Consider the following 17,754-nt stretch of genomic DNA (forward strand, 5'->3'; position numbering starts at 1 on the left):
CAGCTCGCCACCTAAATTCACTTACAAAAGTTGCACTTCAGAGTTGAATCCGCCAAGTAAAAACTACTTGAGTAACCGTTTCAACTAAACGATGCACTTATAGAGTTGGCCATAAAATAAATCATTTAATTCGAAGCTGGGATAACTGTCGCTTCGGAAATATCCTTTTCCAACTTCACTGACATTTCTTCGGCACTATGACTCGGTTACTGACAATAACTTGCATTGCCCTCAACCACGGCTGTCGCGGTTTCGCCAGAGCAGTAGCGCCAATATGGTGGCGTTTAGTGGGCGTAGGGGCCATCGCGTGCTGGGGATGGAGCGCGCAAGCAGCTGTGACGTTCGCCCCGGTGGTCACCTATGCGGTTGGCATCAATCCATACTGGATAGCTCTCGGTGATTTTAATGCAGACGGCAATCTCGATATTTCAGTGACCAACCCAGGCAGCAACACCGTTTCCATCTTGCTCGGCAATGGCAATGGTACGTTTCAGCCGGCGATCAACTCTATTACAGGAAGCGCACCACAAGGAATCGTGGTGGGGGATTTAAATGGCGACGGTAAGCTTGATCTCGCTATCGCTAACAATGGCGCCAGCACCGTTTCAATTCTTCTCGGCAACGGAGATGGCACCTTTCTGCCCAAGACCGATTATGCAATGGGATCTCTGTCCTTCGCGCTGACAGTCGGTGACTTTAACAGCGATGGCAAGCTCGATGTCGCCGCAGTAAACCAGAGCAGTAACAACGTTTCGATTCGACTGGGAAATGGCGATGGCACTTTTCAAGCCGTAGCCAACTTCGCCACCCAATCAGATCCTCGCTCGGTAACTGTTGGTGACTTCAACGCCGATGGCAAGCTCGACCTAGCAATTGGTAATTTCTCACCGAGCTCGAGCACGGTTTCGATTCTTCTTGGCAATGGCGATGGCACGTTCCAACCAGCGACTAATTTAGCGGCAGGGCTTAATCCGTTCTCGGTAGCCGTCAGGGATCTTAATAGCGACGGCAAGCTCGATCTAGCCGTGGCGAGTTTCGGTGCCGCCTCCGTTTCGATTTTACTTGGCAACGGCGATGGCACGTTCGCTCCGCGGACCAGTTTTGCGACGGGTGCGGGGCCCCGCACGGTGGTAATCGGCGATATGAATGGCGATGGCCAACTCGATATCGCGGTATCGAATCAAACTGCCGGGACCGCTTCCATTCTTGTGGGCAACGGCGACGGCACCTTTCAAGCTGCGACCTCGTTTGTCACGGGGGGCTCACCCCGCTCAATCGCGATTGGTGATTTTAGTAGTGACGGTAGACTTGACCTGGTGAGCGGGAACGGAAGCAGCGCTAATGTGTCGGTACTGTTAAACACGTCCATTGCGCCGTTAGCTGCACTCGCGGTGCAATCGGGTACGCCGCAGATCACCTTGGCCAACACCGCATTCCCCAGCGCGCTTAGCGTCGTGGCACGGGACATAGCCAGCAACCCAGTACAAGGCATAGGAGTAACTTTTACCGCGCCAACTTCCGGGGCCTCGGCGACATTTACGGGCGGCGTAAGCATGGTCACCGTCACCACCGATGCGGCGGGTATCGCTACGGCGCCCGCGTTAACTGCCAACGGGACACTTGGCACCTATAGTGTTCAGGCAACGGTATCACCCTTGAGCGCAAGCTTCACGTTGACTAATGGCCAGCCCCCTGCTTTTACAAATAGTGCCTTGCCGAATGGAACAGTGGCTACGCCCTACGCTTTTCCCGTGACTACAAGCGGCACTCCCGACCCAACTTTTGCGGTGACCACTGGCGCTTTGCCGACTGGCGTGGCACTTAACGGCACAACTGGTCTCATTAGCGGAACGCCGTCAACCGCGGGAAGCTTTAACGGCACCATCACCGCGAGCAACGGTGTTGCACCCGCTGCCACGCAGAATTTCAGTATTACGATCGCTCCTGCAAATCAGACCATTACCTTTGGTGCACTTACTAATAAGACGTATGGAGATTCACCGTTTACGGTAAGCGCCACGGCGTCGTCGGGGCTTGCGGTGACCTTCTCATTGCTGACGGCGCCAGTGTGTACGGTGTCTGGCGCGACCGTGACAATTGTTGCTGCGGGAAGTTGTACGATCCGGGCTCTACAAGGTGGTGATAGTAATTACAACGCTGCGCCGAATGTCGATCAAGGCTTTAGTGTGGGGCAGGCGGGGCAGACGATTACTTTTACCACCTTGCCGAACAAGAAATTGGGGGACGCCGCGTTTAGCTTAAGTGCGACGGCATCCTCGGGCCTTACGGTTTCATCCACCACCACCACACCTGCGGTATGTACATCGAGCGGAACCAATGGTAGCACCATCACCCTGGTGGCCGTTGGCACCTGCACGCTAAGGTTAAGTCAAGGAGGCGATGCAACGTATATGGCAGCCCCTGATATGAATCACAGTTTTAACGTGAGTGCAGTAGCGCCGGGAGCACCGGCGATAGTTGGTGCCAGTGCCGGCAATGGGCAAGCAGTCATTAGCTTTACTACCCCGGCATTTAGTGGCGGAGCCGCGATTACGGGCTACATCGTCAGCTGTAACTCCGGTGCGATCACAGCAAACGAGGCGACGAGTCCGATCACGGTGAACGGGCTTAATAATGGTACAAATTACAGCTGCAGTGTGCAGGCCACCAACACTGTAGGGACTGGCCCAGCCTCAGCAACAGTCAATGTCACCCCAACCCAAACAAGCTACAGTGCACCGGCTGCGACTGGCAGCGGAATAGCGAGCTTGAGCTTTAGCGGAGGGGGGCCAGGCTGCACCTTTAGCCAAGTGCACTTTATTCCAGTGACCGGAGATCCAAGCTCGCCGCCTGCGCCACCCCCTGGGGTGAGCTTTCCTCATGGCCTTGTAACTTTCACCACCAGCGGCTGTATCCCGGCATCAACCTTGAACTTTACCTTGACCCTACCTGCTGCGATGCCAAGTGCCGGGTTTATTTACTGGGAGTATGGAGCCGAGCCTGGTGTGGCTCAAATGCACTGGTACCCCTTGCAAGCCACCGTGACCGGCAATACCGTCACCTTCTCCATCACCGATGGTGGGCAAGGTGACGCTGATCTCAATGCCAATGGCTCCATTACCGATCCCAGTGGGCCAGGGATCAGCGTTGTTTCAGCAACTTCCATTAAGCCGATTCCAACGTTGAGCCACTGGACCGCGATGTTGCTAATCGCTCTGACAGCTCTTTTCGGATGTGTCGCAACACGAGCGCGCACCAGACGCGCTGTTATTTAGGATTTAAACCGTCTTTGATGGCACCCTCTATATTCACCACCAATCGCCCGATTCGGGTCTTGCGAAACCAATGTACAATCGGTCCACCTTGATTCCCCGCCGTAGGCACACTTCAAGTCAGCTTGACCACGCTGAGTCATATTCATTTATCGCTCACAATTTTGCGTTCAAATAACACTTATTTATGTTGCGCTTCTCCATTCTCTTCGCCGTAATCCTGGTCACGCTGTTTGCGGCCGAGTTGACGCAGCCCATACAAAGCGCCGTCGTGCTCCCGTGGACTGCAGCGCTGGTGCGTATTAGTGCCGGCCTGATCAATCTCATCGATCCGCACGTTACCGCTTTCGGCAAGATTATTCAGAGCACTACCAACGGCTTCGCGGTTTCCATCGAGGCGGGATGCAACGGCATTGAGGCAGCCATTGTTCTTATTGCCGCCATGCTCGCTTTCCCTGCGCCCTGGAAATACCGCGTGATCGGCATCTTCGTCGGTCTGTTTGCGGTGCAAGCGCTGAATATCGTGCGTGTGATCAGCCTGTTCTATCTCGGCCAATGGAATATGAAGGTCTTCGAGTGGGCGCATCTTTATCTGTGGCAAGCGCTCATCATGCTCGATGTGCTGATTGTCTGGCTGATCTGGCTTCGGACGCTGCCCTCTATCTCGTCTCCTCCATCAGTAGGTACCGTGACGCAGCAACCGACAACACCATGACGGCGGATGCCCCTTCGCTCGGGAAATTTGTTCTACGCACCATCCTTTGGCTGCCGCTTTGCTTCGCGGCGTGGTATTTCAGTGCGCAGTATCATGCAGCCGTCACCGGCGCCTTGGCTCGTCTATTGGTGGATCAGTTCAAATCTGGCATCGTGTCGGCACTGGAACAGCCGGGATTAGATTTGGTATTTGTAACTACCATTGAGATGCACCCCACACCGGAACAGACTGCATTACTGCTGTCGGAAGTGAATCCCCTGCTCTATTCCTACGGCTTAGCCTTTTTCCTCGCGCTGATGCTTGCCACTCGCGCCAAGTGGTGGAAAATTCTTGCCGGTGTCGTTACCCTCCTACCCTTCCAAAGCTGGGGCATCGCTTTCGATTTCCTGGCACAAGTCGGCATAAAACTTGGCCCCGAGGTTTCCACTCAAACGGGTTTGTCCGGTTGGCGCATGGAGACCATCGCGTTAGGTTATCAGATTGGCTACCTCATTTTCCCCAGCCTGATACCGGTAATATTGTGGGCATTATTTAACCGACGATTCATCGAGAACTTGTTGCGCTTACACCCCGCAATACCCTGATCTACTCTCGATGACCCAGAAAGTCGTCTAAGCGCACCAAGCTAAACTTGCATGAGTCAGTGCGCCCATGAGGTGATTGAAGTAGAGCGGATGGCTGGTATATGCAGTTTGCATGGCAAAAATTGGGCGTCGGTACAGTGCTATCATGCCGAGCAAACATTCAAACAAAGCGCAAAATCATGGGCAAGCACTACCTTAGCGCACTATTTTCACCCAAGTCTGTCGCTGTATTTGGCGCGAGTGACCGGCTCGACTCGGTCGGTCAAATCGTGTTTCAGAATATGCTGGGAAGCGGCTTTAATGGTCTGCTTTATCCGGTCAACCCGAAACACGCAGAGGTGCAGGGCAAGCGCGCCTACGTCTCGATCGCCGACATCGGCGAACCGGTTGAACTGGTGGTAATCGCCACGCCGCCGCGGACCGTACCGTGCATCATCGAGAGCTGCGGCATCCACGGCGTAAAGGCAGCGGTCATCATCACCGCCGGATTTGGTGAAGCCGGCCATGAGGGTGAGGCACTGGAAAAGGAATTGCTGGAAACCGCACGCCGCTATGGCATTCGCCTGATCGGCCCAAATTGCCTGGGCATCATGCGCCCATCCATCGGCCTCAATGCCACCTTCAACAAGGGCGGAGCGAACACCGGCAACATCGCGTTCGTTTCCCAGTCCGGCGCGTTGTGCACCGCAATACTGGATTGGGCGCAGAGCAACGACGTAGGTTTCTCCAGCCTGGTATCCATGGGCTCATCGATCGATGTTGATTTCGGCGAAATACTCGATTATCTGGTGTCCGATGCCGATACCCACAGCATCCTGATGTACATTGAAGGCATCCGCAACGCGCGCAGCTTCATGAGCGCGCTACGTTCCGCCGCGCGCATCAAGCCAGTCATTCTGGTCAAGGTCGGTCGCCATGCGGCAGGCTCCAAGGCAGCGATATCACATACCGCCTCGCTGGTTGGCGCGGACGATGTGTTCGATGCAGCAGTTAGCCGGGCAGGTGTGGTGCGGGTGCAGACTATCACGCAACTGTTTGCCGCTGCCAAAGCGCTGTCATGCGGCTTCCACCCGGTTGGCAATCGCCTTGCCATCGTCACCAATGGTGGCGGCCCTGCTGTGATGGCGGCGGATCGTGCCGCCGACTTGGGGCTCACGATGGCCACTTTGTCGGATTCCACGATTCAATGTCTCAACCAGCATTTACCGCTGAATTGGCCGCACGGCAATCCATTAGACATCATCGGCGATGCTCAAGCAAATCGTTACCATCATGCAGTCAAAGCCTGCCTGGAAGATGAAAACGTGGACGGCGTGCTGGCCATCCTAACGCCTCAGGCGATGACCAAGCCGCTGGAATCGGCGAAAATCCTGATCGAGCTTTCCAACACGCACAGCAAACCGCTGTTGGCCTGCTGGATGGGCGAGACGCAGGTCGCGGATGCACGCAATGCATTTTCCAAAGCGCGCATACCACACTATTGCACACCGGAGACAGCGGTGGAAGTGTTCTCGCATCTATCCAACTACTACCGCAACCAGAAGTTACTATTGCAGATGCCTGGCCCGCTCTCGCACCACGTCGAGCCTGATGTAGAAAGTGCACAACTGATTATCGAAGGCGCACTCCAGGAGCATCGCAAGGTACTGACTGAAATGGAATCCAAAGCTTTGCTGTCCGCTTTCCATATTCCCGTCGCAAAAACCATAGTCGCCCATTCGCCCAACGAAGCGCTGCTAATTTCGCAGCAATTGGGATTCCCAGTGGCGATGAAAGTCAATTCGCCCGACATAACGCACAAAAGCGATACCGGTGGCGTGCTGCTCAACTTGAATAATGCGCATGAAGTTCGCACTGCCTACCAGCAAATTCTCGATAACGTTCAGCACAATCGCCCCAGCGCGCAGATTGACGGCATTTCCATCGAACCGATGATCGTCAAACCGAATGGCCGCGAGTTGATGATAGGCGTCACCAGCGACCCGGTGTTTGGGCCGGTAATCACGTTTGGCGCGGGCGGGACTACCGTCGAAATCATGGGTGACCGTGCCGTCGCCCTGCCGCCGCTGAACAGCTTCCTGGTCAGAGAGCTGATCCAGAATACCCGCATCGCCAAGATGCTGGGCACATTCCGCAACATGGCTCCGGCCAATATGGCGGCGCTGGAGGACGTGTTGTTGCGCGTGTCGGAAATGGTCTGCGAACTGCCCTTGCTCAAAGAGATGGACATCAATCCTCTGATCCTAGACGAGAACGGCGCATTGGCCGCCGATGCGCGCGTGGTGGTGGAATATCGCCAGCCCAGCGCCGACCGCTATGCGCACATGGCCATCCATCCCTAATTGGATTTTTAGAGGTGCCCTCAACATATCCTCGGCAATTGCTCACCTGCCAGCCAATCAACGATACGACGACCACCGAGCTTGGTGGTCATCTGCACGAAGCCATGCGCATCTTCCAGCACCTCACCGATGATGGCCGCCTCACGAGCCAGCGGATGAGCGCGCATCACTTCAAGCAAGCGCCCGGCATCCTCCGACGCACAAATAGCTACCAGCTTGCCTTCGTTGGCGACATATAGCGGATCCAGCCCGAGAAACTCGCAGGCTGCTTCAACCGGCTGATTCACCGCAATGGCAGATTCATGCAGCATCATGCCCACGCCGGATTGCTTGGCGATCTCATTGAGTGTCGTCGCCAACCCGCCGCGTGTCGGGTCGCGCAGTACGCGCAATTTCACTTCGCTGTCCAGCATGGCTGCAACCAGCCCATGCAACGCCGCCGTATCCGACACGATGGGCGCATCGAAAGTCAGGTTTTCACGTTGCGAAAGCACCGCCATGCCGTGATCCCCTATCGTGCCGGACAACAGGATTGTGTCGCCCGGCTGCGCAAGATCACCGGACAGAGTGATGCCCTCACGTGCCACACCCACTCCGGTAGTGGTGATGAACACCCCATCGCCCTTGCCCTGCTCCACCACCTTGGTATCACCTGCGACGATGGGTACGCCCGCGACTTTTGCAGCGTTCGCCATGGACGCGACGATGCGTTTCAGATCGGCGAGAGGGAAACCTTCTTCGAGTATGAAAGAAGCCGCCAGATACAACGGCCTCGCTCCCATCATCGCAACATCGTTGATGGTGCCGTGCACCGACAGGCAGCCGATATCGCCACCTGCGAAGAACAATGGCGACACGACATGGCCGTCGCAAGACATCACCAGCCGCCCGGTGATTTGCGGCAGCAATGCACCATCGTTGCCCTGAGCCAGGTATGCGTTATCAAAACCGGCAGTGAACAACTCGGCGATCAATTGCGCCATGGCGCGTCCACCGGAACCATGCGACATTTCTACCCGCCCCTGCTTGAAATCAAGCGGGCGCGTGTAATTTGGTTTGACTATATTCATGGCTCTATATGAAATAGAAGTGGGTAATCAATTTTCAACCTCCCCAAGAAGTAAATCCGTTCGTCCTGAGCCTGTCGAAGGATGAGCGGATTTGCTTTTAGCCAAGCGAGAAACTTCAGTCCAGTCGCCGCGCATCATGGCTTCTTTCTTCTTGCGGCTCCAGCCTTTAATTTGCATCTCGGCCGACAAGGCGTCTACCCGCGTGACACACTCCTGCGACCAAATAAGTTCCACCGGACGGCGCGTTGCGGTATAACCTACGCATTCTCCGGTCTGGTACTGGCCGATGCGTCTTTCAAGATTGTCGGTATGCCCGGTGTAATAGCTACCGTCAGCACAGCGGAGAATGTACACCCAAAACATTTCATTTATCCTTTTAAGCAATCCATCCATCCTTCGACAAGCTCAGGACGAACGGAACTCAAAAATCCATTTGTCCTGAGCTTAAGGATGGGCGGAATTCATAAATCCGCTCATTCTGAGCTTAAGGATAGGCGAAATTCAAAATACTATTCGTCCTGAGCTTATGAGAATGAATAAAATTCAAAAATCCGTTCGTCCTGAGCTTGTCGAAGGATAAAAGGATTTTAAGCTTATTTTTCATCTTGAACTCATCCAAGGGCTACCCACAACGAATCACATAGAGCCCTATTCATTAGCAGCATCCCGAAAACGACCATAGCTGTAATGCGCGGCACACGCGCCTTCCGATGACACCATGCAGGAACCGACCGGGTTGTCCGGCGTGCACACCGTGCCAAAGATCTTGCACTCCTGCGGACACTTTTCGCCGCGCAGAATAGCCGCGCATTCGCATGCCTTGTGATCGCGCACGGCCACATAATCGATGCTGAATTTCAGCTCCGCGTCGAATTCGGCGAACTCGGGTCGCAGTTTCAAGGCGCTATGTGGGATGCTGCCCAAGCCTCGCCACTCAAACACCTCGCGCAACTCGAACACCTCTTCAACCAATGCCTGTGCCTTAAGATTGCCTTCGCGTGTCACCGCGCGAGTAAATTCGTTTTCTACTGTTGCACGACCTTCATTGATCTGGCGTATCAGCATGAGTATCGCCTGCATCACGTCGAGCGGTTCGAATCCGGCGATCACCACCGGTTTGCCGTAATCGTCGGCAAACACTTCATACGGTTTGCTGCCAATCACGGTGGAAACATGCGCCGGGCCGACGAACCCATCCAGCGCCACCCCACCCTGTGCAGATAGAATCGCGTGCATCGCCGCCGGAGTCAGCACGTGGTTGCACAGGATGCTGAAATTCTTCAGCCCCTCAACTGCCGCCTGTTTGACCGCCACAGCAGTGGGCGGCGTAGTGGTCTCGAAGCCGATGGCGAAAAATACTACCTGTCGATCCGGGTTATCCCGCGCGATCTTCAGCGCGTCCTGTGTCGAGTAGATCATGCGCACATCCGCTCCGCCCGACTTGGCGCGCATCAGAGTGAGATTATCAGAGCACGGAACGCGCATGGTGTCCGCATAGGTGCACAGGATCACGCCATGCTCGCGTGCCAGCCGTATCGCCTGATCCACGCGACCGATCGGCAGTACGCAGACTGGACAACCCGGGCCATGAATCATGCGCACGCTGGCTGGCAGCAAGTCCGCAATGCCGTAGCGGGAAAGGGCATGGGTATGGCCGCCGCAAAATTCCATCAGGCGATAGCCTGATGCAGCAGTCGCTTCGCGCGCGATGTTGGCGGCAATATTCTTGGCCAATTCACCGTCACGAAATTCGTCTACATATTTCATGCTTCATCACCATGCAATTCATTCATCGTGCTCATCTCGGCGAACATCGCCAGCGTGTGTGCGGCCTCTTCCTGATCAAGCTTTTGCAACGCGTAGCCGGCATGCACGATCACATAATCGCCCACCGCGATATTCTCCACCAAGGCGAGCGAGACTTCCTTGCGCATCCCACCCAGATTGATGATGGCGCTGTCTTCAGCGATTAATTGTTCGATGCGGGCGGGAATGGCGAGACACATATTTAGATTTCTGAATTGGCTGAACGATTACAGGTCAATCGCAAGACAGTTGTACTGACCGATGAGGAGCTATTGATCCAGCACGAATCGAACTTGATAGCCGTTCGTGCTGAGCCTGTCGAAGCATAACATTTCCGACAAGCTCAATGCGAATGGCTTTTTGGATAAAAATAAATGGTAGCGTAGTTGGCAGGCGATAGCCTTATTTCTACTCTACCTATTTGTTTCCATCTTCAGTACAAATACTGTAATAGCGCACCCGAATTTCGGCACGTAACCGATTGAGTAATTTGGGGGAATCAAGAGAATTAGCTTGAACATTCATCCGCAGAATTTTATGCTGTTCTACAACAAAAATTTAGCCAAATGAACAGCTAAGACTATGAAAATAGTGGGGGCTGGTGATGTTTGACAATGTTTGCCGATATAGGCAGCATTGCTGGCTTATGAAAATGATTTATATATTACGTTGGGCCTCAAAAGCCTCGGTTCCCAGAAGGGCTTGACATTTTGAAGTAGTGTTACTACTATGCGTAGTAACACTACCACACGGAGGTCATATGCACACCATCACTGTTACTGAGACTGTTTGGCAAGCAATTGCAAGTCGTGGAAAATTTGGCGAAACAGAAGACGACGTTCTTCGTCGCGTATTTGATCTCCCCGCAGGTTCTAGTCCGAATGATGTCCAAAAAACCAAGGAAGAGTCTGACGCCTCTACAAAGCGCCGCTCATCTGGTCCGCGTCGTTCGCTTGCTACTGATCGGATGAGTTCATACCTCTCAAACAACCAGCTTCATGTTTCCTTTGTAAGCGGGCCTTCCTCCTCGTGGACGCTACCGTCGAAAACCGATAAGAAATCATTGCGCGCAGTACGAGAAAAAGCGATTGTGTTCGCCAAAAAACACGGCGCTACTTTGGGTCAGGAGAACGCCGTAAAGAAAACACTTACCGATGCTGGATACCACCTCACTAAGTAGCGCCGTGAGGCCCAACCCGGCATTCGAGAGGGACTGCGCAAAAGCGCGCAGCTCCTCAATTTTACGTTAGTGCACTACATGACAGACCCCATGCCACCTGTTGATTGGATAGAATTGCTTGAGCCACCAGCACTACCCTCACCCGAAGACAACCTGTTCTCTTCGCAAGAGGATTGGTGGAACAACGCGTGCCTTAACTGGTGCCACGACGGTTGGGGTCTCTATGCTTCTGGCTACAAAGAAGCTGCCGATCTTCTTGTCCAGCGCGTCGAGGAACGCAATGTCAGCCAAGACTCTTTGGTCTACCCAGTATTGTTTCTTTATAGACAGTATCTCGAACTCGAAATCAAAGACCTCATTCGCCAATCGCGTCGCCTCCAAGACATCGCTGGTGACTTCCCCAAACACCATCACATCGGCAACCTGTGGGGGGAGTGTCACAAACTGCTATCGGAAATATCGCCCGGTGACTCTGTTGCTGAACTTTAAGAAATCGCACGCCTCATTGGAGAGTTCTCGGCTGTCGATCCAAGCTCTATGGCTTTCCGTTACCCACAAGACAAAGACGGCAACCCATCGCTGCCTGGTATCCGCCACATTAATCTCCGCAATATTCGCGAGGTCATTGGAAAAATCTCAATTATTCTTATGGGGGCTAATGCACAAGTTAGCGAGTACTTGTCAATCAAACGAGATGTGGAAAGTGAATTTCGCCGTGAGTGGTAATCGCGCTCTAACCCGGCAGTCAAGAGGGACTGCGCGAATAAACCCTCGCGCAGTCCCTTACTTTTACGTTAGCCACCTTTCAGCCCGATAGGTTGGGTTGAATATAATGAAGCCCAACATCACAGGTAAAAAGTATTAATATTTAAAGGGCTTTGGCCCCTTTAGTTGGCCTTTGTTTTTCAAATTCCTCGTTTAATAGTTTGCAGCGCAACCCACGCCTGACCTAATGAAATTGCACTGTCGTTGGGCTGCATCTGCTGCGCAGTCAACACCTGCATCCCATACTTATCAAGCCGGTCAGACAAGGTGCGCAGCAAGATGTCATTATGGAAGCAGCCGCCGCCCAACGCGATATAGGCAATACTGTACTCACCAGCGGCACGCTCCACCCACTCGGCCAAACCTGCGGCTAGCGTGGCATGGAACAGTGCCGCGCCATATGATGCGTCGCGGCAATCGCTCAACACGGCGAGTAACGGCGAAAAATCCAGCACGCGATTATCAGTGATCCGGTAGCCCTCGGCGAGCAGCGCACTCTGGCCATGACTCTCCGCCAAATCCTGCAACAGCATCGCGGCTTGTGCTTCAAAGGTTTGAATCTCACACACGCCCAGCAATCCTGCTGCGGCATCGAACAATCTGCCCATACTGGAGGTGGCCGGACAGTTCAGGCCGCTTTGCAGCATGGTCGCCACCGTCTTCGTTCCCGGCTGATTGGGGAAACGCTGCGCAATCTCGTCGCCACGCCCCAACTGAAACAAGACCGCCGCCGCCATGCGCCACGGCTCGCGCGCGGCACGGTCACCGCCCGGCATGGCGAATGGAGCCAAATGCCCCAGGCGCTGGAAATCCGCTCCCTCCACGCGCAACAGTTCGCCGCCCCACGGCATGCCATCAGTGCCCAGCCCCACGCCATCCAGAGCCAATCCCAGCACGGGCTGGACAACACCATGTTCAGCACAAAGGGCGGCGATGTGCGCATGGTGATGTTGCACCGCCACTATCGGTAATCCGCGCTGAGCAGCGTAGGATTGCGCAAATTGTGTACTGAAAAAATCGGGGTGCAGGTCGTGCGCTACGACTTCCGGTTGAACATCAAGGTCTGCGCACAAATCCGTTACACTTTGCTCCAGCATCAGCCTCGCTTCGGCAGTATCCAGATCGCCGATAAGCTGCGAGACATAAGCCTCGTTGCCGCGAGTAACGCAGATAGTATTTTTCAGCCACGCGCCGCAGGCCAATATCGGTGGGCCGGAAACTGGCAGGACGATGGATTTATTCAAGCAGGACTTTCGGTTCTGCGGTGCGCTACATTGCGGCAACCCACTGCTATCCAGTCCAGCCATTCCGTCATTCCCTCGCCACTGCTGGCGGAAATGCGGATCACTTTCAATTTAGGGTTAATGCGGCGCGCATAATCAACAGCGAGCCCGGCATCGAATTCCAGATACGGTAACAGATCGCATTTGTTCAGCAACATCAAATCGGCGGCGCGGAACATGTCGGGATATTTGAGCGGCTTGTCTTCGCCTTCGGTCACCGAGAGAATTACGACCTTGTGCGCCTCGCCCAGATCAAAGCTGGCCGGACAAACCAGATTGCCGACGTTCTCGATCAGCAGCAGACTGTGGTCCTGCAAGTGCAGTGGTTGCATGGCCTGACCGACCATGTATGCATCCAGATGGCAGCCCTTGCCAGTGTTGATTTGCACTGCTGGTGCACCGGCGGCACGAATGCGTGCTGCATCGTTGTCGGTTTGCTGGTCGCCTTCGATCACCGCAATTGGCAGCGCGCCATGCAGGGCTGCGATGGTTTTTACCAGCAAGGTGGTCTTGCCTGAACCGGGACTGGAAACCAGATTGAGCGCAAAAATGCCGTGCGTCGAAAAGTAGTCACGGTTCTCAGCGGCGTAATCATTATTTTTGGCGAGGATGTCGCGCTCGATCTTGATCATTCTGGATTGGCTGATGCCCGGCGCATGCGTGCCTGCCGCGCCTGCGCCAAAGTCCAGCACTCCATTCAACACACCATCCAACACACCATGTTGATGCGTGTGAGGATGTGCGAGTGCTGCACCCACCTCATGCACCCGATAGCGCATAACCTCACCGGGTTTGCGCGGCTGTTTAAGCGCATGGCCTGCAATGAGCGTCTGACCGATTCCGCATCCGCATGTTGTACACATATCAAAACCCTTTCAATGCCTTATACAGTAATCTTGCTATTCAACTTCAAGTTCTTTGACCCGCATCTCGTCGCCACCGATTACGTGAATCTCGTAGCTCCCGCACTTTGGGCAGGCTTCATAAAGCGCGGCAATCGGCATTTCAACCGAGCATTTCGCACAACGCCCCTGCCCCGCTGTCTCGGTGATTTCCAGCCGCGCCTGATGGGCAATGCTGTCACGCATCACCACATCGAAGCAAAAGCGCAGAGACTCCTGTTCTACACAAGCCAGTTGACCGATCTCCAGCCACACCGTCTTGACCCGCGTGTATCCTTGCTTGCGCGCTGTATCCTCAATAATTTGCAGCACGCTTTCGGCCAGCGACATTTCATGCATAATTTATTGATACGGCCAGATTATGTTTGAAGTCCGTTCGCCTTGAACCTGTCGAAAGGTGGATGGGCTTCGACAAACTCAGCCCGAACGGAGTTAAGATCAATAGATGATCCGTCTCCATGATAAATTCACGCAACCGGGTCTCCTTTGTTCACCAAGTGCCGCCGCCAACGTTGCAGACTTGCATCCATACACAGCTCATGAACCAGTCTTGTTGCCGCATCCAGATTGGCTGCAGCTTGTTCGGTCAATGGGTCACCCAGCGCGAAATCGTAGCCGCGTATGCGCAACAGAAAAGCCGGTGGCGCATCCTTCCCGTACACCTGCCGGTAAGCGTATAACAAGGCCGTCGGGCTCATTGCATGGCTGGTATAGCTGCCATCTTTTTCGGCAGAAATTTCGGAAAAATCGCAAGGCTCCGCGCAGGTCATATCGGCATCGATGAACAACACCCGGTCACAGGCTGCCAGGTCGGTGACATGCTCAACTTGCAGTTGCATGTCATTCTGACACTCGACACCGGCGAGATGCAATTGCGCAATGCACCCGATCAACTCCGGGCCGAGAGCATCATCTCCGCGCCCGGGATTCCCGTATCCGAACAGCAGCAGCTTTACCATGGCGCTTAGACCGTTCGTTCGATCACGCCATTGCTGCCCTTGACCAGCCGATCAAGCAGCGCACCGTCAGCATCAAGCAACTCCACCTGCAACGGCATCTTGCCCAAGGCATGAGTGGCGCAGGACAGGCAGGGATCGTAGGCGCGCACCGCGACTTCCAGATGGTTCAGCAAACCTTCGGTGATCTCGCGGCCTTCAAGGTATTTATTGGCGACCGAGCGCACCGATTCGTTCATCGCCTGATTGTTGCTGGTAGTCGAGACGATCAGATTGGCCTTAACAATCAACCCCTGCTCGTCGATCTGATAATGATGGAACAGTGTGCCGCGCGGCGCTTCGATCACGCCGATCCCTGCACTGCGCTTTTCGCCCAAATCTGCGACCAGATCGGTGCCGGTGATATCTGGATCATGCAGCAACTCCTGAATCGATTCAGCACAATGCAGCGCTTCGATCATGCGCGCCCAGTGATAGGCCAGCGTGTCTTGCACCAAACCGCCCCGGCCGAATTCCCTGAAGCGCTTGCGCGCAGCTTCCGCCAAAGGCGTTGAAATGAAATCGCAGTTGTTCACGCGCGCCAGTGGACCGACACGATACCAGCCTTGCTCCTTGCCCAGCTCGACTAAATACGGGAATTTCATATAGCTCCATGGGCGCACTTCTTCGCGCAGGATGTCCTGAAAGCCGCGATAGTCGAACTGGTCGAAAATCATCGCACCCGTCGCCGAACGCGCGCGCAATCCGCCATGATACAACTCCAGCTCCCCACCGCCACCTACCACGCTCAGGAAGTTGCTGCGAATAGTGGCGAAGCAGTAATGCTCGGGATGTGCGGTATGAATCTGCTCGTTCAGGGCCAGCGCATCCTGGCTCCAGGCCAGTATGTTTTTGATATCGACCAGCAAGGCATCGCGTGCGGCGACGGTGAGCGGCTTGTTCATGCCGCCCGGCACGGTGGCGGTGCCGTGGATGCGCTTGCCTGTGATCGCCGCGATGATCTGTTGCCCGTACTTGCGCAGTTTCACGCCTTTCAGCGCGAGATCGGGATATTTTTCCAGCACGCCGACGATGTTGCGCTGCGCCGGGTCGCTGCCGAAGCCGAACAGCAAATCGGGGGAAGACAAATGAAAAAAGTGCAGTGCATGCGATTGCAAGGTCTGACCGAAATGCAGCAGGCGGCGCAGCTTTTCGGCCGTGGGCGTGAGCCGCTCCACGCCAACCAGCTGATCCACTGCCTTGGCCGCCGCCAGTTGATGACTGACCGGACAGATCCCGCACAACCGCTGAACGATGAATGGCACTTCCCAGTAGGGCCGCCCCTGGATGAATTTTTCGAAACCTCGAAACTCGACGATGTGGAAACGTGCCTCATGAATATGGTTGTCCGCGCCAAGCAGTAGCGTGATCTTGCCATGCCCCTCAACACGGGAGACGGGGTCGATGGCAACGCGCCTGAGATTGGGCGGGAGACCAATATCGGATGGGGGTCCAGCGTTCTGTTCCATAGCCAGGTTCCGTTAATCGTAATGCAAGAGGTTTTGGGGGAGTGAAGGCTCTTTGCCCGCTAACAGATCACCCAGTATCTTGAGGAACTCATCGGCCGACGGCGGACAGCCAGGCAGGTAGTAATCGACGCGCACTACATCATGAATAGGGTGCACTTTGTCGAGTAACAGCGGCAGTTCCACATCATTCGGGATCTGTGGATTTTCCACGCCCACTCCATTTACATAAGCCTCTTCCAGACATTCGCGTAAATGGAAATGGTTGCGCATGGCGGGCACCCCGCCATTGATGGCGCAGGCTCCGACCGCGATAAGTATCTTGCAGTTCTCGCGAAATTCGCGCAGCACATGCACATTTTCTACGTTACATACTCCGCCTTCGATCAGACCGATATCGCAAGGACCGCAATGCTTAATGTCGGTAAACGGCGAGCGATTGAACTCGACATGTTCCAGCAAGGCGACCAGTCGTTCATCCATATCGAGGAAGGACATATGGCAGCCAAAGCAACCTGCCAGCGAAGTGGTGGCAATTCTGATTTTACTCATCGGGTTGCCTCACTTTAGTCAGGATGGTTTTTTCCAAACCAATCTCGCTGACTTGGTGCAGGTCAAAGGTGCGCTGTCCGATTGGCACTTCATAGCCGTGTTCCTTGATCAGGATCGCACCTACCGGACAAATGTGTGCCGCCAAGTCACTGGTTTCAAGATCGCTATCCACCAGCTTGCCGCTCGCTGAGTTCACGATCAGATGCGCATTGATTCCACGTCCTGCAATCGCGAACACATTCTTGCCATCCACTTCTCGGCTGGCGCGCACGCACAGCTCGCACAGTATGCAACGGTCGCGGTCCAGCATGATGGTCGGATGCGAGGCATCCACTTCACGGCGCTGGAAGAACTGCGGAAAATGCCCGTCCAGCATTCCCAGATGATAGGCCATTGCCTGCAGCGTGCAGTCACCGCTCTTTTCGCAGGATGGGCAGATATGATTGCCTTCGATGAACAACATTTGCGTGATCGTCTTGCGCACCTCGTTCAGCGCGGGCGTGTTGTTGCTGATCTGCTGTCCGGCCACGGCAGGCATGGTGCAGGCCGATGCGCTCCTGCTGTCGGCATCGGCTGGAAATTTTGCTTGCAACCGGCGATCAGAGTTGTGGGACGACACACTTCTGCTGGCGATATCGACTACACAAAGCTTGCAACTGCCATGCGGCGTGAGCCCCTGCCGGTGGCACAGATGCGGGATATAGACACCGGCTGCCAGTGCCGCATCCATGATGGTCTGCCCAGCCTGGAACGGGATCTCCTGCCCGTCTATCGTGATGGTATTTTGAGTGATGGGGTTTTGTTTTGTGTCCGCGCTCATGT

At 54.7% G+C, this 17,754-nt stretch carries 17 protein-coding genes; 6 read left to right on the forward strand and 11 right to left on the reverse strand.

What is annotated here, in order from left to right; genetic code table 11:
* Positions 1-197 precede the first annotated feature (197 nt).
* From MJ768_RS12390 to MJ768_RS12405, 4 genes are all read left to right on the forward strand, one after another.
* On the forward strand, positions 198-3,275 hold the full coding sequence (locus MJ768_RS12390; RefSeq protein WP_239292177.1) for an FG-GAP-like repeat-containing protein: 3,078 nt from the start codon (positions 198-200) through the stop codon (positions 3,273-3,275).
* A 184-nt stretch (positions 3,276-3,459) separates the two neighbouring features.
* On the forward strand, positions 3,460-3,987 hold the full coding sequence (gene xrtH / locus MJ768_RS12395) for an exosortase H (protein WP_239292179.1): 528 nt from the start codon (positions 3,460-3,462) through the stop codon (positions 3,985-3,987).
* The gene (locus MJ768_RS12400; protein WP_239292181.1) at positions 3,984-4,571 is read left to right on the forward strand and encodes an exosortase H-associated membrane protein; all 588 of its coding nucleotides are present in this window, start codon (positions 3,984-3,986) and stop codon (positions 4,569-4,571) included. Before xrtH ends, MJ768_RS12400 begins: the two co-directional genes overlap by 4 nt.
* 179 nt (positions 4,572-4,750) lie before the next feature.
* The gene (locus MJ768_RS12405) at positions 4,751-6,913 is read left to right on the forward strand and encodes an acetate--CoA ligase family protein (RefSeq protein WP_239292183.1); all 2,163 of its coding nucleotides are present in this window, start codon (positions 4,751-4,753) and stop codon (positions 6,911-6,913) included.
* A gap of 20 nt (positions 6,914-6,933) precedes the next feature.
* Here the strand turns inward: MJ768_RS12405 and hypE are convergent, their stop codons facing one another.
* The 4 genes from hypE to MJ768_RS12425 form a co-directional block, all read right to left on the reverse strand.
* Complete coding sequence (gene hypE, locus MJ768_RS12410; protein WP_239292185.1) at positions 6,934-7,983, reverse strand: hydrogenase expression/formation protein HypE; 1,050 nt, start codon at positions 7,981-7,983, stop codon at positions 6,934-6,936.
* A gap of 27 nt (positions 7,984-8,010) precedes the next feature.
* A complete protein-coding gene (locus MJ768_RS12415; protein ID WP_239292187.1) occupies positions 8,011-8,346 on the reverse strand; it encodes a GIY-YIG nuclease family protein in 336 nt (111 codons plus the stop codon).
* A gap of 285 nt (positions 8,347-8,631) precedes the next feature.
* On the reverse strand, positions 8,632-9,750 hold the full coding sequence (gene hypD / locus MJ768_RS12420) for a hydrogenase formation protein HypD (protein ID WP_239292189.1): 1,119 nt from the start codon (positions 9,748-9,750) through the stop codon (positions 8,632-8,634).
* Complete coding sequence (locus tag MJ768_RS12425; protein ID WP_239292191.1) at positions 9,747-9,989, reverse strand: HypC/HybG/HupF family hydrogenase formation chaperone; 243 nt, start codon at positions 9,987-9,989, stop codon at positions 9,747-9,749. Before MJ768_RS12425 ends, hypD begins: the two co-directional genes overlap by 4 nt.
* 560 nt (positions 9,990-10,549) lie before the next feature.
* On the opposite strand from MJ768_RS12425, the gene MJ768_RS12430 reads away from it, so the two are divergent.
* Both MJ768_RS12430 and MJ768_RS12435 read left to right on the forward strand, forming a co-directional pair.
* Positions 10,550-10,969: a hypothetical protein gene (locus MJ768_RS12430; protein WP_239292193.1), complete on the forward strand. Its 420-nt coding sequence runs from the start codon at positions 10,550-10,552 to the stop codon at positions 10,967-10,969.
* A 69-nt stretch (positions 10,970-11,038) separates the two neighbouring features.
* The gene (locus tag MJ768_RS12435) at positions 11,039-11,458 is read left to right on the forward strand and encodes a hypothetical protein (RefSeq protein WP_239292194.1); all 420 of its coding nucleotides are present in this window, start codon (positions 11,039-11,041) and stop codon (positions 11,456-11,458) included.
* Positions 11,459-11,874: 416 nt separating this feature from the next.
* On the opposite strand, the gene MJ768_RS12440 is transcribed toward MJ768_RS12435, so the two are convergent.
* From MJ768_RS12440 to MJ768_RS12470, 7 genes are all read right to left on the reverse strand, one after another.
* The gene (locus MJ768_RS12440; protein ID WP_239292195.1) at positions 11,875-13,041 is read right to left on the reverse strand and encodes a Kae1-like domain-containing protein; all 1,167 of its coding nucleotides are present in this window, start codon (positions 13,039-13,041) and stop codon (positions 11,875-11,877) included.
* Complete coding sequence (gene hypB, locus MJ768_RS12445) at positions 12,975-13,880, reverse strand: hydrogenase nickel incorporation protein HypB (protein ID WP_239292196.1); 906 nt, start codon at positions 13,878-13,880, stop codon at positions 12,975-12,977. The genes MJ768_RS12440 and hypB overlap by 67 nt, the downstream gene beginning before the upstream one ends.
* Before the next feature lie 36 nt (positions 13,881-13,916).
* A complete protein-coding gene (hypA, locus tag MJ768_RS12450) occupies positions 13,917-14,258 on the reverse strand; it encodes a hydrogenase maturation nickel metallochaperone HypA (protein ID WP_239292197.1) in 342 nt (113 codons plus the stop codon).
* 128 nt (positions 14,259-14,386) lie between these two features.
* Positions 14,387-14,878, reverse strand: coding sequence for a hydrogenase maturation protease (locus MJ768_RS12455; RefSeq protein ID WP_239292198.1), 492 nt, complete (start codon positions 14,876-14,878; stop codon positions 14,387-14,389).
* A 5-nt stretch (positions 14,879-14,883) separates the two neighbouring features.
* Positions 14,884-16,383 carry a Ni/Fe hydrogenase subunit alpha gene (locus tag MJ768_RS12460; protein WP_239292199.1) on the reverse strand — a complete coding sequence of 500 codons (1,500 nt, stop codon included), beginning with the start codon at positions 16,381-16,383 and terminating at the stop codon, positions 14,884-14,886.
* A gap of 12 nt (positions 16,384-16,395) precedes the next feature.
* The gene (locus tag MJ768_RS12465; RefSeq protein ID WP_239292200.1) at positions 16,396-16,932 is read right to left on the reverse strand and encodes an NADP oxidoreductase; all 537 of its coding nucleotides are present in this window, start codon (positions 16,930-16,932) and stop codon (positions 16,396-16,398) included.
* Complete coding sequence (locus MJ768_RS12470; protein ID WP_239292201.1) at positions 16,925-17,752, reverse strand: 2Fe-2S iron-sulfur cluster-binding protein; 828 nt, start codon at positions 17,750-17,752, stop codon at positions 16,925-16,927. The genes MJ768_RS12465 and MJ768_RS12470 overlap by 8 nt, the downstream gene beginning before the upstream one ends.
* Between the last annotated feature and the right edge of the window lie 2 nt (positions 17,753-17,754).

Source organism: Candidatus Nitrotoga sp. 1052 (assembly GCF_927312905.1).
Taxonomy (GTDB): Bacteria; Pseudomonadota; Gammaproteobacteria; order Burkholderiales; family Gallionellaceae; genus Nitrotoga.

Excerpts from the sequence above, each read along its gene's own strand:
- MJ768_RS12390 (WP_239292177.1), top strand. The coding sequence starts at position 198 with ATGACTCGGTTACTGACAATAACTTGCATTGCCCTCAACCACGGCTGT.
- xrtH (WP_239292179.1), top strand. The coding sequence starts at position 3,460 with ATGTTGCGCTTCTCCATTCTCTTCGCCGTAATCCTGGTCACGCTGTTT.
- MJ768_RS12400 (WP_239292181.1), top strand. The coding sequence starts at position 3,984 with ATGACGGCGGATGCCCCTTCGCTCGGGAAATTTGTTCTACGCACCATC.
- MJ768_RS12405 (WP_239292183.1), top strand. The coding sequence starts at position 4,751 with ATGGGCAAGCACTACCTTAGCGCACTATTTTCACCCAAGTCTGTCGCT.
- hypE (WP_239292185.1), bottom strand. The coding sequence starts at position 7,983 with ATGAATATAGTCAAACCAAATTACACGCGCCCGCTTGATTTCAAGCAG.
- MJ768_RS12415 (WP_239292187.1), bottom strand. The coding sequence starts at position 8,346 with ATGTTTTGGGTGTACATTCTCCGCTGTGCTGACGGTAGCTATTACACC.
- hypD (WP_239292189.1), bottom strand. The coding sequence starts at position 9,750 with ATGAAATATGTAGACGAATTTCGTGACGGTGAATTGGCCAAGAATATT.
- MJ768_RS12425 (WP_239292191.1), bottom strand. The coding sequence starts at position 9,989 with ATGTGTCTCGCCATTCCCGCCCGCATCGAACAATTAATCGCTGAAGAC.
- MJ768_RS12430 (WP_239292193.1), top strand. The coding sequence starts at position 10,550 with ATGCACACCATCACTGTTACTGAGACTGTTTGGCAAGCAATTGCAAGT.
- MJ768_RS12440 (WP_239292195.1), bottom strand. The coding sequence starts at position 13,041 with ATGGCTGGACTGGATAGCAGTGGGTTGCCGCAATGTAGCGCACCGCAG.
- hypB (WP_239292196.1), bottom strand. The coding sequence starts at position 13,880 with ATGTGTACAACATGCGGATGCGGAATCGGTCAGACGCTCATTGCAGGC.
- hypA (WP_239292197.1), bottom strand. The coding sequence starts at position 14,258 with ATGCATGAAATGTCGCTGGCCGAAAGCGTGCTGCAAATTATTGAGGAT.
- MJ768_RS12455 (WP_239292198.1), bottom strand. The coding sequence starts at position 14,878 with ATGGTAAAGCTGCTGCTGTTCGGATACGGGAATCCCGGGCGCGGAGAT.
- MJ768_RS12460 (WP_239292199.1), bottom strand. The coding sequence starts at position 16,383 with ATGGAACAGAACGCTGGACCCCCATCCGATATTGGTCTCCCGCCCAAT.
- MJ768_RS12465 (WP_239292200.1), bottom strand. The coding sequence starts at position 16,932 with ATGAGTAAAATCAGAATTGCCACCACTTCGCTGGCAGGTTGCTTTGGC.
- MJ768_RS12470 (WP_239292201.1), bottom strand. The coding sequence starts at position 17,752 with ATGAGCGCGGACACAAAACAAAACCCCATCACTCAAAATACCATCACG.